The organism is Variovorax sp. EL159, from assembly GCF_900100965.1.
Taxonomy (GTDB): domain Bacteria; phylum Pseudomonadota; class Gammaproteobacteria; order Burkholderiales; family Burkholderiaceae_C; genus Variovorax.
Genome location: NZ_FMUJ01000010.1, coordinates 110075 through 125492, shown reverse-complemented (window position 1 = coordinate 125492; position 15418 = coordinate 110075). Strand labels below are relative to the sequence as shown.

The following is a 15418-nucleotide window of genomic DNA, read 5'->3' as shown; positions in this document are numbered from 1 at the left end:
ATGAAGACCATCAAGCCTTTTCGCCTGAGCATCCTCACGCGGCCCTTCCGAAGGCAACGGCAAGACCACCTGGGCGTCTCGGTCTTCGCGATGGCCAGCCTGGCGCCCGAGCCCTTGCTGATGCCTGACCAGGATCTCTGGAAGCTGGCGGCCGACGAGATCGGGCCCGGCAACGTGCTGGACATGGGTGTGCCCAAGATCGAGCCGGAGTGGTTGGTCAGCGGCTATGCGTACACGGCGCATCAGGACGACAAGACACTGTGCGCGGCCCAGGCCGTCTTCCATGGCAAGGCCAAGTCGTTGCTGGTGAGTGGTGATCGCTATTGGCTTGGCGGCCGCGCGACGCATCCCCAGCCTTTCGAGCGCCTGAGGCTGGATTGGGCACATGCCTATGGCGGCCCGGGCGAGTCCGAAAACCCCGAAGGCATCGGCAGCTTCGATGAAACGATCAACGGCGTGCATACGCGCCGGGTTCCCAATGTCGAGTTGCCCGGCGCGCGTCAGGACGCACCCGGGCGGCGCATCGTGCCTGCGGGTTTCGGCGCCGTGCCACCCGATCGGCCGCAGCGGCTCGCACTGATGGGGCGCGCCTACGACCAGCAGTGGCTGCAGCACGAGTACCCGGGTTTCGCCGATGACATGGACTGGCGCTACTTCAACGCTGCGCCTGCCGACCAGCGCCTGCCCGGCCAGCGCGAGTTGCCGCCGGGCGCCGCCTACGAACTGTGGAACATGCACCCTCGGCAGCCGGTGATGCGCGGCCAGCTGCCCGATTGGCAGGCGCGCTGCTTCGCCAGCTTTCAGAAAGACGGTGGCGCGCTGTCGGAAATTTCGCTGAGCTTGAGCACAGCCTGGTTTTTCCCACACGCCGAGCGCGTCATCCTGGTCTGGCACGGTGCATCACCCATCGCAGAGGATGACGCGGCCGACGTCAAGCACATCATGCCCGCGCTCGAGTTGCGCGGGCAGCCGCGGCCGCTCGCCCACTACCAGCAGGTGCTGCAGCAGCGCATCGATCCAGCCAAGGCGGTGCTGGTCCTGCGCGACAGCGACTTGGTCCCCAAGGCGGTCATGGGGCCGTGGGCGGGCGACCAGGTGCCCGATATCGCCTCGCTTCCGCTGGTGCGCAATCTGCGCGCAGGCCGGCAGCGCGAGCGCGAACGCCTGCACGCCCGTCTGCTGGAGCAGGGGCTGGACCCGGCGCAGTATCTGCCGCCCCTGTCCGAACCGGATTTGCAGCCGCCTGCCTCCATGGACGATCTGCCCGACTTCGCCGAGAAGGCCGATCAAGCCCTCGAGCAGATGCGCAAGGCGGCCCTTGCCCGCGGCGCCGAGGACCGGGCTCAGGTCGTCGCACACGGGATGCCCGCGGCCATTCACCCCGATATCGATATCCCGCCGCTGTCGCAGATGGATCCGCGCAAGCTGTCCGACGAGATCAAGGCGAGCATCGACAAGGCCATGACCGAGGTGGCATCGCAGACCGGCAAGCCTGTGCAGCGCCGATTTGACCCGGACCGCCTGCTGCACGACCTCGTGCGCCTCGAGGAAGACGCGGCGCGTGAGCGCCGAACACCCCTCACGCCCGACGAGGCCGCCGAAAGCGCGCGGCTGCGCGAGCAGGCCGGGCGCAGCGCGCGCATGGGGCACCTCTACGGCGCACACCTGCTCGAGCCTGCGCCGCCGGCCAGCAGCCTGCGCTCCAGGCGGCTGCGTCGGCGTCTCGAGGCCGCAGCCAGCGGCGAGCGTCGCTTCGCAGGCATGAGCTTCGCCGGCGCCAACCTCTCGGGGCTGGACCTGCGCGGTGCCGACTTCACGGAAGCGAACCTCGAAGACGTCGACTTCAGCGATGCGCGGCTCGATGGCTGCAACTTCACGCGCGCGGTGCTTGCGCGGACGCGGCTTGTCCGGGCGTCACTCACCGATGCGAGGCTGGACGAGGCCAACCTGGGTGGCGCGCATTGCGAAGGCGCGAACTTCACGGGTGCGAGCTTCGTGCAGACGCGTTGCAACAAGACCATTTTTCGTTCCTGCGTGCTGGCGAAGACCGCATTCAAGCAAGCCGATCTGTTCGAAAGCGAATGGGTGCGTTGCGATGCGCGCGGCTCGCACTGGGAGGAAATGGCGTTGCTCAAGCTGGCGCTGAAAGACATGGCTTTCGACAACGCCGCGTTCAAGCAGGTGAGCTGGATCGAGTGCAGCTTCAAGGGAGCATCTTTCGTACGCGCCGCGCTGAACGCCTGCGCTTTCGTCACCGTCGATGCGCAGGAGGGAGTCGACTTCACCGAGGCCAGCCTCGTGACCTGTTCCTTCGTCCATGGCTGCAGCCTGGTGCAGGCCGTGTTCTGCGCTGCTTCGCTCAGGCAGTGTGGCCTGCGCGGCGCCATATTGGTCGGCGTCGACCTCGCGAAGGCACGCCTTGACGGCTGCGACTTCTCCGAGTGCGACCTGCGGCGCGCGCGGCTGGAAGGGTTGCATGCCGGCGAGAGCCTGTTCATTCGCGCGGACTTGCGCGAAGCCTCGTTGCGCGGTGCGAACCTCATCGATGCCAATCTTTCCAAGGCCGACCTGCGCTTTGCCAGCCTGCAGGACGCCAATCTGTTTCGCGCCGACGTGTCGCAGGCCGCCATCGACGGCTCGACCACCTTTATCGACGCCTACACCCAAGGAGCCAAGACCTTGCCTGCAAGAAGGACTGAGCCGGTTCGATGACAGTCGAAGAACTTCTGGACAAGATTCGGCATGGCGAACCGGTGGTCAAGGCGAGTCTCGCGGGTCAGGACCTCAGCGGCATCGACTTGTCGGGGGCGCAGATGGAGCACGTCGACTTGAGCCGGACGAATCTGCGCGGCGCCTGCCTCGACGATAGCTCGCTGGCGCAATGCAACTTCGATCAAGCCGACCTGTCGGCGGCCAGCTTGAAAGGCGTGCGCGTGTTTCGGTGTCGATTGGAAGCCGCGCAACTCGGCCGCGCGTTCATGCAGGACGCCAACTTCTTCGAATCTTCACTGGCTCACGCGGATTTAGAGAAAGCGCAAATGGAGCGCGTGGCTTTTGTCCGATGCGAGCTCGGACATGCGGTGTTGAAGCCCAGCATCTGCGATCAGATCGTCATCACCGAATCACGGGTCGACCAGCTCGATTGCCGCGGGGCGAAGCTGCTGCACCTGATGTTCTTTCGCATGGATCTGCGCACGGTGGAGTTCGCCCAGGCCCAATGCGATGGTTCGATCTTGATGGAGTGCAATCTCGAAGGGCAGCGCTTGCCGCACACCGCCTTCCTGCGCTGCCAGTTCACCGACAGCACCATGGCCGGTGTCGATTTCAGCGGCGCCGTGCTGACCCAGAGCAACTTCAAGGGCGCCACGCTGACCAAGGCGAATTTCAGCGCAGCGGATGCCGCGCAGACGATGTTCCCGGAGGCCGATCTGCGTGAAGCGAATTGCACCGATGCCATCTTCGACCAGTCGATCTGGGCCGACGCCAAACTCGAAGGTACCGATTTCAGCCGCTCGCGCCTGCCGTTGAGCGTGTTCCATCGCGCGCAGGCCAGGGGGGCCAGCTTTCGCGACGCGGACCTGCAGGATGCCGATTTTTCTTATGCCGGACTTCAGAATGCGGATCTGCGCAATGCACGTTTTTTGCGCACCCGCTTTCATCGCGCCGTGCGCACAGATGCGCGTTTCTCGGGAAGCGGTGGCATCATCGAAAACGATGCGGAGCTGTTCAAGGCTCAAGAGCTCCTTTCGCCGCGCTGATGCCGCCAGGCCTGTCCGTTCCACTGTTGACCCATCGAAACAAGGAAATCTCCATGTCAGTCGTTTCACTGCGCAAAGCCTCGAAACTGGCGACGCCGGTTCACTTCCAGGGGGTGGTCGCCGCATTGCTGCCGGATGGACGCGTCACCGTCGATGACGAGCAGGGTGCTGTCTGGGTTTGCCGGCGCGCGGCGAGCTGCCTGCTCAAACCGGCCGGCGGCGATACCGTGCTGGTGTCCGGTCCTGACAGCGCGCGGGCCTACCTGATCGCCGTGATCGAGCAGGCCGATGCGTCGTCAAGCTGCATCGAGGCGGCGGGCGACGTCACCTTCGCATCCACCGGCGATGGCCGGGTGACCATCGCGAGTGCCTCGGAGCTCAAGCTTCGCGCAGACAAGCGCTTCGTACTCAAGACGGAAGAGGGCGAGTGCGACATCGGTGAACTGCGGCTGGTGACGCGCTCCGCGCAGGCCGCGGCCGGAAGCGTCCGGCTGGTCGGCAAGGTGTTCGAGACCGTGGCCGATCGCATCGTGCAGATGGCGCGCCAGACGCTGCGCCTGACGGATGAAGTCGACCAGGTGCGTGCGGGCCACATGGACTACAAGGCCAGCGAGACGGTGCGCATTCATGGCCACCACACGATGGTCACCGGCCAGGAGCTGGTGAAGGTGGACGCGGCTCAGATCCACATGGGCTAGGCAAGGAGGTCCCCGATGTTTGCAAATTGCCAGCTCATGGGAATGGACATGGCATTCCCCGACGTCTGCAGGACGCCGGTGCCCATTCCTTTCCCGAACATGGCCATGGGGCCGATGGCCATTCCGAATGCCTGGAACATCCTCTTCATGGCGATGCCGGCACATAACATGGCGACGACCACGCCAATCACCCTGGGCGATCAGCCCGGGGCACTGGGTGGCGTTGTGTCGCAGACCTTCATGCAGCAATCGCGTCATCTGACAGGCGCGTTCACCGTGCTTCTCAAGGGGACGCCGGCCACGCGGGTCACCAGCATCACGACGCAGAACCGATGCAACATCGTCGGCATGCGCATCGTGCCGAGCCAGTTCAAGGTGCTGATGCTGGCGCCCTGAGGGCGCACCGATTCAGACCGTCCCCGCCAGCGTCACCTGCTGCGGAAACCCCACCCACACGGCCAGCGCCGAGTAGTTGTCGCGTGACTCGTCGGCCTTGGCTTCGGCCGCGCGACGGATCAGCGCAAGCCACTCTTCCGCGCTGTCGGCCAGTTGCAGCGAGCGTTCCATCACCTGCTGCGAGATCAGCTGCCACAGGCCATCGGTGCACAGCAGGAAGGCATCGCCATCGGCCAGGCGTTGCGGCGCGGTGATGGTGGCCTCGGCCGTGGCGCGCGCGCCGAGTGCGCGGTACAGCAGGTTGGTCTTCACCAGGCGCTCGCCGCCGTTCTGGTGGCTCGCGGCCGCATCGCCCGAGCGCTCCGACAGGCTGTGGTCTTCGGTGCGCTGCATCAGCGCACCGCGGCGGAACCAGTAGAGGCGGCTGTCGCCCACGTGGGCCCAGCAGGCCTGGTTGGTGGCGCGGTCGACGAACAGCGAGACGAAGGTGGCGCTCATCTTGCTCTGGTCGGCCAGCTCGCGCTGCTTCGCAAGAATGGCGTCGTTGGCGGACTTCACGCAGCGCTGGATGGTGTCGGCTTCGAGCGAAGGCGCGATGACGAAGGTGTCGAGGGCGGTGTCGACCGCGATGCGCGAGGCCAGCTCGCCGCCCGCGTTGCCACCGACGCCGTCGCTCACGACGAAGCAGGCGTTGTGCTCGTCGAGGTGGTAGCCGATGGCGTCCTGGTTGCCGCTGCGTTCACCCACGCAGGAAAACTGCGAGGTCGAGATGGGCACGGCGAAAGCGCGGGCGGCCTCAAGCACGGCGAGCCTCCTTCAGCCGGTCCATTTCCTTGTCGTAGGCCTGCTGGAAGGCCCGGCCGAAGACGGCCTGGAAATCGTCCTCGACCGCCGCGGTGGTGTCCGCATGCAGCGCCTGCAGCTGGCGCCACAGCCGCGCCTCGCGCCCGCCGGGCAGCACCTTTTCGCCGAAGCTGCCGTCGTGCGGCGTTTCGCGGCTGAGCACGGCGGGGTCGAAGCGCTGCAGCAGCGTGAGCAGCGCGGCACGCATGCCGGCCACCATGCCGAGCTGGTGCGACTGCAGGTCGCCGAGCGCATCGTGCACGGCAGCCTCGGGCGTAAGAAAGCCGGGCATGCGCGCGCCGAACATCTGCATCAGCACGGCGCGGCCGTTGGGCAGGATCTTGAAGGGGTTGTTCTCTTCGTCCACGATCATCGTGATCTCGGCGCGCACCTCGCGCTTGAGCATCGCGCGCGACGACAGCAACTCGATGGTGCCGTCGGTGAACGCGCGCATCAGGCGGCCCAGGCGCTGCATGGCCTCGATGTCGAGGGCCTGCTGGCCGGCGACGTCGGGCACGCCGGCGCCTTCGAGGAACGCCTTGAAGAGCGCTTCGGACGAAGCGGATGAGCCGGAGGGCAGCGAAGGCGCATCGGCCACCGGTGTCGTTGGCGTCATCGGCGTTGCAGGCGTCACCGGGGGCGCGACAGGCGTTGTTGCAACAGGTGCCGCGATGACAGGCGCCACGGCCGTCGGTATTTCGACGGCAGCAGGGGGCACTTCGGCTGCGACTGGCGGGGCTGCTGCCACGGGTGGCGGCGCCACAGGGCTTTCCTGCACGGCGGGCGGAGGTGGCGGTGCAGGAGGAGGGGGTGGCGGTGGTGCCTCCACCTTCACTGGTGCCACGACAGGCGGCGGTGCGGCCACGACCGCAGGCGCTGCGACCGGATTCGGTGGCCGGAACTGCGCCGCCACTTCACGCGTGTGGTTCGCATGGCTGAACCCGGGCGTGACCTGCGGCGTGGGCCGGGTCAGCAGGTCGAACGGGGTATCGACTTCACCGAGCAACGGCTGGTCGTGCGACGTGAGCGCGGTGGGGCGCGGATCGGACAGCGGCGAAGGTGCGCTGTCGTCGTGCGCGAAGAAGGACAGCGGATCGACGCCGCGCTTGAGCGCCACGTCCGACATGTCGTTCGCCGCATGCGGGTTCAGTTCGGCGAGCGGATCGACCGGGTTCCTGCGCGCCTGCGATGGCAGCTCGAAGGGCTCGTGTGCCATGGGGTCGGGCATCGGCGCGGGCGTGCTGTCGACGCGCCGCGGTGCGTTGGCCAGGATGGCGTCCCAGTCTGCCGCGGAGGGTATCTGCGACGAAGGTGCGCTTGTTGTGCGAGGCGCTGCAGCCGGTGCAGGTGATGACAAGGGCGGCGCGTACATCGCGGGTTGCACGGGCGCCGCGAAAGGGTCCCTGGGTGCATGCACCGGTGCAAATGCGGGAGGCGGTGCAAATGCAGGCGCCGGTGCGGGCACAGGCGCGGGTGCCTGCATGGGCGATGGCATCGCCACCGTTGGCTGCTGGTGCGCATCGCCGATGGGCAGCGCGCCTTCGCCGAACAGGTCCGAGAACACGTCGGATGCCGGCGATGCGGGCAGCAAGCCGCCGAGCGGGTTCGATGGCGTGGCGCGCGCATCGTGCGGCGCCGGCATCGGCGCGGAGGGCGGAGGAGGTGGCGGCGGCTGCCATGGCGGCGGTGCGGCCACCGCTGCCACCGTAGGTGCCGCGCGCTGCGCGCTCGCCGCCTCCAGCAGATAGCTGCCGATGGCCACGTGGTCGCCATCGGCCACGCGCGATTCCTGCTCGTGCGCCAGCGTGCGTCCGTTGACGCTGATGGGCAGCACCGCGCTCATGTTGCGCAGCACCGCGACACCGTCTTCGTCGAAGCGCACGGTGGCCTGCAGGCGCGAGATCTGTCGCTGCTCGTCGGGCAGCACGAGGTGGTTGTCGGGACTGCGCCCGATCGTTCCGCCGGGCGCGGCGAGCAGTGCCGAGGGCCCCGCCGTCACCGGCCTGCCGGCATGTTCGATCACCGTCCAACGCATGGCTTCTCCGTGTTCATGTCGAGCCGCGGCCCTCTCTGTTGCCCGCGGCGTTCAACGCTTCATTCGCCTGGCGGCCTCGAAGGCCGGGCCCCACACCGGGTGCTTGCGTTCGGCCACGTTGAGATCGAAGCTGGGAAACGCGTCGAGGATCTTGCGGAACTGCGTGCGGCACTCGGGCACCTGGTTGGCCACGCAGTAGCTGAAGGCTTCGAGCCTCATCGCGTCGAGGCGCGTGTTGGGGTCGGCACCCTCGAACACCGAGACGCCACCGCTCTTGAGCGTGTTGATGGCCTTGGCGTAGTCGCCTTCGTCATACGCCTGTTGCGCGCGTTCGAGCGTGGTGCGCGCGACCTGCTGGCTCAGGCGCTCGGGCGTGGGAGGCGGTGTGGGCTCGGGCGGCGGTGTGGTCTTACAACCGGTCACCAACAACAAAGTGAACGCCAGAGCTGGCAGACATGACTTCAATCTTCTCTCCTACCTCGCGAAAGGCAATGCTTGAGATAGTGTGCCGCTGTGTTGCGACATGCATGTGATGCGACATTCGAAGTGCGCATGACTTCGATAATATAGGCCGCGAACCTCTGGGGGAGATATCAATGCATCGACGAACCTTGCTACAAGGCGCACTTGCAACAACACCGTTGTTTGCGGGCCTCAGTGGATGCGCATCGACAGCCAAGTCCTTGCCCACACCCTATGCCATCTCGATCAGCATCGACGATGGAGTCAACCCCGACGGACGCGGCCAGGCCGCGCCGATCCTGGTGAAAGTCTTCGAACTGAAATCGTCCGGTAACTTCGAGACGGCAGACTACTTTGCACTACAGGACCGCGACCGCGAGACGCTGTCGACAGAACTCGTGAACGCAGACCAGGCCATCATGCGAAGCGGCGAAGAGCGCGTGTTCAAGCGCGAGGCCGGGCTCGACTCGCGTGCCATCGGCATCATCGCGGGTTACCGCAAGCTCGAAGCCGCGCGCTGGCGCATCGTGCTGCCACTGAAAGAGCCGAAGCAGACCAACCTCTACAAGGTGTGGCAGTTCTCGCCGAGCGAGCAGGCGGTGCATGTTGCCATCCGCAAGACGGGCATCGAGCTACTACCAAGTCGCTAACTCTGGGGCTCCAGTAGTGCGAAAGTGCGAAAAATGAGTGCGAGAAATGCGGTGCAAAACGTAAGACGCGCCGTGTAGCATCAAGAGCAAAACCGATCGATCGGGAGGTCGTTCATCCACGCACCTCCCGCTTCCGTGTTGAGCACTCCCAGGAGGTTCTTTGGTGACAGTTCGCAACTCGGGCTCCGGAAGAAACGGCGCCCAACCGCAGGCATTGGCGAATCGCGTGGTGTGGTCCGAAGGCATGTACCTGCGGCCGCAGCATTTCCAGCAGCTGGAACGCTATGTCGAACAGTACGTGACCCGCCGCACCGCGGGCCTGCAAGGTGCCTATTGGGGTTGGCTGCACCTGGAGATCGACCGCGATGCCTATGCGCTGGGCCGCGTGTCGCTGCTCGGTGGCGCGGGCGTGCTGCCCGATGGAACACCGTTTTCTTTTGGCGCCGAAGATGCGCCGCTGCCTTATGAAGTGCCCAGCGACCTGACCGACGAGCTGATCGTGCTTGCGTTGCCGCTGCGCAGGCCGGGCAGCGAAGAGGTCATCTTCTCGGACGACGAAGGCTCGGCCGCGCGCTTCGGCGTGATCGAGCGCGAGGTCAACGACGGCAACGCGGTCGCGCTCGGCCCGGCCGTGCTGCAGCTTGCAGCACCGCGCCTGCGCCTGGCGCGCGCGTTGTCGCTCACGGCCGAATGGCAGGCCATCGGCGCGGTGCGCGTCATCGAACGGCGCACCGACCACAAGCTGGTGATCGATGCGAACTACATCCCGCCGGTGCTCGATGCCTCGGCGCACACCATGCTGCGCAGCATGATCGCGGAGCTGCACGGCCTGCTCACGCAACGCTCCGAAGCCCTGGCCTCGCGCTTGTCGCAACCGGGGCGCGGCGGCGTGAGCGAGGTCTCCGACTTTCTTCTGCTCGAACTGGTCAACCGCTACCTGGCCACCACCTGGCATGCGCAGCAGGCGGTGCAGGTGCACCCCGAAGAGCTCTTCGTCGATTGGCTCAAGCTGGCCTGCCACCTCGCCACGCACACCTCGCCCACGCGCAGGCCGGTGCTGTGGCCGGTGTACGACCACGACAACCTCAACGAAAGCATTCGTCCGCTGATGGAAGAGCTGCGACGTTCGCTGTCGGCGGTGCTCGAGCAGAGCGCCATCGCCATCGAGCTCGAAGAGCGCAGCCACGGCGTGCGCGTGGGCCGCATGCCCGACCCGGTGCTGGTGCGCAACGCGGGCTTCGTGCTCGCGGTGCATGCCGACCTGCCGGCCGAGGCGATCCAGCAGCGCTTTCCGACGCAGGTCAAGATCGGCTCGGTCGAGCGCATCCGCGACCTGGTGCAACTGCAGCTGCCCGGCGTGGTCGTGCGGCCGCTGCCCGTGGCACCACGGCAGATTCCGTACAACGCGGGCTACCACTACTTCGAACTCGACAAGAGCGGCGACATGTGGCGCCAGCTCGAAAAATCAGGCGGCGTCGCCATGCACCTGGCCGGTGACTTTCCAGGGCTGGCCATGGAGTTCTGGGCCATCCGTCCGTGAGGGACTCTATGAACGGTGTCAACGACATGGCCGTCGGACCGGGAGGCTTCGTGCCGCCGAACCCCGGTGGCGGCGCGAACGGCGATTCGTCGCGCGGCTTCGGCGCGCAGCCCGAATCTTTTACCGCGTGGCATGACGCGCGGCGTCCGCATGCGGGCGACACGGCGCTGGCCGGCAACAACCCCTTGGTCGCGGCGGCCAATCCGCTGCTCGACCTGATCCCGCAGATCCGCGCCACCGGCCACCACCCCGCGCCGGCGCAGCTGCGCGAGCACCTGGTCGATGAGGTGCGGCGCTTCGAGACCCGCGCGCAGCAGGCCGGCATCGCGCCCGAAGTGATCATCGGCGCGCGCTACTGCCTGTGCACGGCCGTCGACGAGGCCGCGGCGCTCACGCCATGGGGCGGCAGCATCTGGTCGTCGCAGAGCCTGCTCGTGATGTTCCACAACGAGACCTGGGGCGGCGAGAAGTTCTTCCAGCTGCTCTCGCGCCTGGTGCAGAACCCGCAGCAGCACCTGCAGCTGATCGAGCTCATCTACTTCTGCCTGGCCATGGGTTTCGAGGGGCGCTTTCGTGTCATCGACAACGGCCGCTCGCAGCTCGAAACGCTCAAGCAGCGGCTGCTGCAGATCATTCGACAGACACGCGGCGAGATCGCCGTGCCGCTGTCGCCGCACTGGCAGGACGCGAGCGCGCCGGTGCGCCGCACGCGCAACTGGCTGCCCGTGTGGGCGGTGGCCGCGCTGGCGGGGGTGCTGCTGGTCATCGCGTTCACGGTGCTCAATTTCAACCTGGCCGGCAGCTCCGACGGCGCGTTCGCGGCCGTCAATGCGGTGCACCTGCCGCAGTCGGCGCGCGCCGTGGCCATTCCGGCGGCGCAGCCGCGTCTGCAGCGCTTTCTTGAACCCGAGATCCGCGACGGCCTGCTGACCGTGCGCGACGAGGCCGACCGCAGCGTGGTGGTGCTGCGCGGCGACGGCCTGTTCGCCTCGGGCTCCGACCGCGTGCTCGACCGCTATGCACCCGTGCTCGCGCGCGTGGCCGATGCGCTCAATGCGGTCGAAGGCAACGTGCTGGTCAGCGGCTTCAGCGACGACCAACCGATCCGCAGCGTGCGCTTTCCTTCCAACTGGCAGCTCTCGCAGGCGCGTGCCGATGCGGTCAAGAAGATGATCGCCGCGCGCGTGACCCGACCCGAACGCCTGCGCGCCGAAGGCCGCGGCGATGCCGATCCGCTGGTGCCCAACGACTCGGCCGCCAACCGCGCGCGCAACCGGCGCGTCGAGGTCACGCTGCTGGTGGCGCCGGTGGCCGGCGTGCCGGTGCAGCCCGTGGCGCCCGCCGCTGCACCCGCGCAAGGAGGAGCACGCTGATGCTGCGCGCCATCTTCCGTTTTCTCATCAGCCGCGATCTCTGGGTCTTCCTGGGCCTGATCGCCGTTGCGTTCCTGATCTGGATCATCGGCCCGGCCATCGCCGTGGGCCGCTACCGGCCGCTCGAAGACGAACTCGTGCGCATCGTGGTCATCGTGCTGATGTTCGCGATCTGGCTGATACGGCTGGTCTACCGCAAGTGGCGCGAGCACCGGCTCAATGCGCAGCTGCTCAACCAGCTGCGCACGCCCTCGAAGAAAGAGAAAGAGGCCAAGCCCGAGGACGCGCCCGAAATCAAGGAGCTGCAGAGCGGCTTCACCGACGCCACCGCGATCCTGAAGAACATGCGCTTCGGGCAGGGCGCAGACGGCAAGCCCGCGAGCCGCTTCGCGGTGTTCGACCGGCAGTACCTGTACCAGTTGCCCTGGTACATCTTCATCGGCGCGCCGGGCTCGGGCAAGACCACGGCGCTGGTCAACTCCGACCTCGACTTTCCGCTGGCCGACCAGCTCGGCAAGGCTGCGGTGCGCGGCATCGGCGGCACGCGCAACTGCGACTGGTGGTTCACCAACGAGGCGGTGCTGATCGACACCGCCGGGCGCTACACCACGCACGAGAGCAACCGCGAGACCGACGAGGGCGAGTGGAAGGGCTTCATCGAGCTGCTCAAGAAGTTCAGGCCGCGCCAGCCGATCAACGGCGCCATTCTCACCATCAGCATCGCCGACCTGCCGCTGGCCGATGACGCGCAGCGCGCACGCCACGCCATGGCGCTGCGCAAGCGGCTGCTGGAGCTGCGCAACGACCTGGGCATCGACTTCCCGGTCTATGTGCTGGTCACCAAGACCGACCTGCTGGCCGGCTTCAACGAGTACTTCGGCTCGCTGGGCCGCGCCGAGCGGCAGCAGGTGTGGGGCTTCACTTTCCCGATCGAAGGCAACCCGGCCAACAAGTCCCGGGGCAAGGCGGCCGCCCCCGCGAGCACCGACCTGCGCGAGCGCTTCCACCAGGAATACAAGCTGCTGCACCAGCGCCTGGACGAACGCCTGCCCGAGCTGCTGGCGGCCGAGCCCGACCCGATGCGCCGCGCGCAGGCCTACCTGCTGCCGCAGCAGTTCGCAAGCTTCGAGGACATCCTCGGTACCTTCCTGGCCGATGTGTTCAACCCCTCGAAGTTCGAGGCCGCATCGATGCTGCGCGGCGTGTACTTCACGAGCGGCACGCAAGAGGGCACGGCCTTCGACCGCGTGATGGGCGCGATCAAGCGCTACCTGCAGGTCAACGCGCCGCCGGCGCCGCCGCCCGGCCCCGGCAAGAGCTACTTCCTCAAGGAGCTGCTGCAGCAGGTGATCTTCCGCGACGCGGGCGTGGCTGGCACCAACCTGCGCTGGTACCGGCGCAAGCGCGCCATCGACATCGCGGGCTATAGCCTGATCGGCGTGCTGCTGGTGCTGTTCCTCGGTGCCTGCGTCAACAGCTGGCGCAACAACAAGGACTACGTGGCCGAGGTCGATGGCAACGCGAAGGCCTTCAACAAGGCGTCCGCGCGCGGCGAGCTGCCCACGGTGGTCGACTCCAGCGGCGACATCGCCAGCTCGCTGCTGGTGCTGGACAAGCTGCGCGACCTGCCCAAGTCGAGCCACTTCGACATCGGCGATCCGCCCGTGTCGTACCGCTTCGGCCTCTACCAGGGCGAGAAGCTGCAGGCCGCGACCGATGGCGTCTACCAGCGCGCGCTCGAAACGGTGCTGCTGCCGCAGGCGGCGCAGCGCATCGAGCAGTCGCTGCGCGAAGCCTCGAAGGCCGATGCGGAATACAGCTACGAGGCGCTCAAGGCCTACCTCATGCTGTACGACGCCGAGCGCTACGACGCCGACTTCCTGCAGGCGTGGCTGCTGACCGACGTCGACCGCAAGATCGGCGCCTCGCTCACGCGCGAGCAGCGCGCCAACCTCGAGATGCACCTGAAGACGCTGTTCGCGGGCCGCGTGCTGACGTCGCCCTTCGCGAAGGACGACCGCCTCATCACGCAGACGCGCGAGCGCCTGGCAGGCGTGCCGTTGGCGCAGCGCGCCTATGCGCGGCTGCGGCGCATCCTGCTGCAGACCAGCCCGCCCAATGCCTTCAGCATTGCCGAGGCGGGCGGTGCCGAATCGGCGCTGGTGATCCGGCGCGCCAGCGGCAAGCCGCTGACCGATGGCATCCCCACGCTGTTCACCTACCGCGGCTACTGGGACACCTTCGACAAGCGCATGGCCGAGACCACGCTGTCGCTCGAACAGGAAGACCGCTGGGTGCTGCAGATCCGCGCGCCCGGCATCGCCGACATCACCTCGCGCGAGCTGCTGTTGCGCGAAGTGCGGCGGCTCTACCTCACCGACTACATCAAGGTGTGGGACGACTACCTGGTCGACATCCGGCTGGCCGACAGCCGCTCGCTGCTGCAGAGCATCCAGATGACGCGCGTGCTCTCGACCAGCGAGTCGCCGATGTCGCGGCTCATTCGCGGCGCGGCGCGCGAGACCGACCTGCTGCGCAACCACGACGAGGCCGCGCGCAGCCTGCTCGACCAGGCGCAGAACCGCGTGGCCAGCACGCGCGAGCGCATCGAGCAACTGATCGGCCAGCCCGACGGCAGCCAGCGCCGCAACACGCAGGTCGACCGGCCCGAGTCGCTGGTCGACAACCACTTCGAGCCGCTGCGCCGCATGGTGACCGCGCCCAAGGCCGGCGGGCAGGCGCCCATCGACGCGACGGCCGCGCTCATCAACGAGCTGTACAACTTTCTCACCGCCACCGACACCGCATTGCGCAGCGGCAACATCCCGCCGTCGAGCGATGCGGTCACCAAGGTGCAGGCCGAGGCGGGGCGCTTGCCGGTGCCTTTCCAGGGCATGCTGAACGACCTGTCGGCCACCGCGTCGTCGAAGGCTGCGGCGGTGACGCGGCAGAACATCGGGCAAAGCGCGGCGGCCAGCATCGGCTCGTTCTGCAACCAGGCGATCGCGGGGCGCTATCCGTTCTCGCGCGGCTCCAACCGCGACGTGGCCTCGGGCGACTTCGCGCAGCTCTTCGCGCCGGGCGGGATGATGGACGACTTCTTCCAGAAGAACCTCGTCACGCAGGTCGACACCTCGGTCAACCCGTGGGCCTTCAAGCGCGGCGTGGACGGCAGCGCCTCGGGCCGCTCGGGGTATCTCGACTCGTTCCAGAAGGCACAGGCGATCCGCGACGTGTTCTTCTCGGGCATGGCGGGCGGGCGCACGCCCTCGTTCACGCTCGACATCCGGCCCGAGGACATGGACGCCGCGCTCACGCAGTTCACGCTCGACGTCGATGGCCAGACGGTGCGCTATGCGCACGGCCCGCAGGCGCCGAGCACCATCAAGTGGCCTGGCCCGCGCAACAGCAACCAGGTGCGCCTGCAGGTGACCACCGCCAACGGCACGCCGGCCGGCGGCATCGTGACCGAAGGGCCGTGGGCGTTGCATCGCCTGTTCGACAAGGCCTCGATCTCCGCGGGCAGTTCGCCCGAATCGTTCAACGCGACCTTCGACCTGCAGGGCAAGAAGGTGGTGCTGGCCGTGACGGCGAACAGCGTCTACAACCCGCTGCGGCTGCCGCAGATGAACAGCTTCTCGTGCCCCGGGAAGTCCTGACCGA

General features: G+C 67.2%; 11 protein-coding genes. 8 read left to right on the top strand and 3 right to left on the bottom strand.

Features of this window, described 5'->3' with window-relative positions:
- The 4 genes from BLQ28_RS30580 to BLQ28_RS30565 are packed head-to-tail and all read left to right on the top strand — an operon-like array spanning position 1 to position 4852.
- Positions 1–2712 carry a DUF2169 family type VI secretion system accessory protein gene (locus BLQ28_RS30580; RefSeq protein WP_093247099.1) on the top strand — a complete coding sequence of 904 codons (2712 nt, stop codon included), beginning with the start codon at positions 1–3 and terminating at the stop codon, positions 2710–2712.
- Complete coding sequence (locus tag BLQ28_RS30575; RefSeq protein WP_093247098.1) at positions 2709–3758, top strand: pentapeptide repeat-containing protein; 1050 nt, start codon at positions 2709–2711, stop codon at positions 3756–3758. Before BLQ28_RS30580 ends, BLQ28_RS30575 begins: the two co-directional genes overlap by 4 nt.
- Before the next feature lie 53 nt (positions 3759–3811).
- Positions 3812–4456, top strand: coding sequence for a DUF3540 domain-containing protein (locus BLQ28_RS30570; protein ID WP_093247097.1), 645 nt, complete (start codon positions 3812–3814; stop codon positions 4454–4456).
- A 15-nt stretch (positions 4457–4471) separates the two neighbouring features.
- Entirely contained in the window at positions 4472–4852 is a 381-nt protein-coding gene (locus BLQ28_RS30565) for a DUF4150 domain-containing protein (RefSeq protein WP_093247096.1), read from the top strand.
- Positions 4853–4864: 12 nt separating this feature from the next.
- On the opposite strand, the gene BLQ28_RS30560 is transcribed toward BLQ28_RS30565, so the two are convergent.
- From BLQ28_RS30560 to BLQ28_RS30550, 3 genes are read right to left on the bottom strand one after another with little or no spacing between them, the layout of a single operon-like run.
- A complete protein-coding gene (locus tag BLQ28_RS30560) occupies positions 4865–5656 on the bottom strand; it encodes a PP2C family protein-serine/threonine phosphatase (protein ID WP_093247095.1) in 792 nt (263 codons plus the stop codon).
- Positions 5649–7730, bottom strand: coding sequence for a type VI secretion system-associated FHA domain protein TagH (gene tagH, locus BLQ28_RS30555; RefSeq protein WP_093247094.1), 2082 nt, complete (start codon positions 7728–7730; stop codon positions 5649–5651). Before tagH ends, BLQ28_RS30560 begins: the two co-directional genes overlap by 8 nt.
- A 51-nt stretch (positions 7731–7781) precedes the next feature.
- Positions 7782–8195 carry a TssQ family T6SS-associated lipoprotein gene (locus tag BLQ28_RS30550; protein WP_093247093.1) on the bottom strand — a complete coding sequence of 138 codons (414 nt, stop codon included), beginning with the start codon at positions 8193–8195 and terminating at the stop codon, positions 7782–7784.
- Between the two features lie 131 nt (positions 8196–8326).
- Between BLQ28_RS30550 and tssJ the strand changes: the two genes are divergently transcribed.
- The 4 genes from tssJ to tssM all read left to right on the top strand — a co-directional run bounded on the left by tssJ (position 8327) and on the right by tssM (position 15414).
- Positions 8327–8842 (top strand): type VI secretion system lipoprotein TssJ, encoded by a 516-nt coding sequence (tssJ, locus tag BLQ28_RS30545; RefSeq protein ID WP_093247092.1) that lies wholly within the window; start codon positions 8327–8329, stop codon positions 8840–8842.
- 160 nt (positions 8843–9002) lie between these two features.
- A complete protein-coding gene (gene tssK / locus BLQ28_RS30540; RefSeq protein WP_093247091.1) occupies positions 9003–10382 on the top strand; it encodes a type VI secretion system baseplate subunit TssK in 1380 nt (459 codons plus the stop codon).
- A gap of 8 nt (positions 10383–10390) precedes the next feature.
- Positions 10391–11755, top strand: a complete 1365-nt coding sequence (locus BLQ28_RS30535) for a DotU family type VI secretion system protein (protein WP_093247090.1) — start codon at positions 10391–10393, stop codon at positions 11753–11755.
- The gene (gene tssM / locus BLQ28_RS30530; protein WP_093247089.1) at positions 11755–15414 is read left to right on the top strand and encodes a type VI secretion system membrane subunit TssM; all 3660 of its coding nucleotides are present in this window, start codon (positions 11755–11757) and stop codon (positions 15412–15414) included. The genes BLQ28_RS30535 and tssM overlap by 1 nt, the downstream gene beginning before the upstream one ends.
- Positions 15415–15418: the final 4 nt, after the last annotated feature.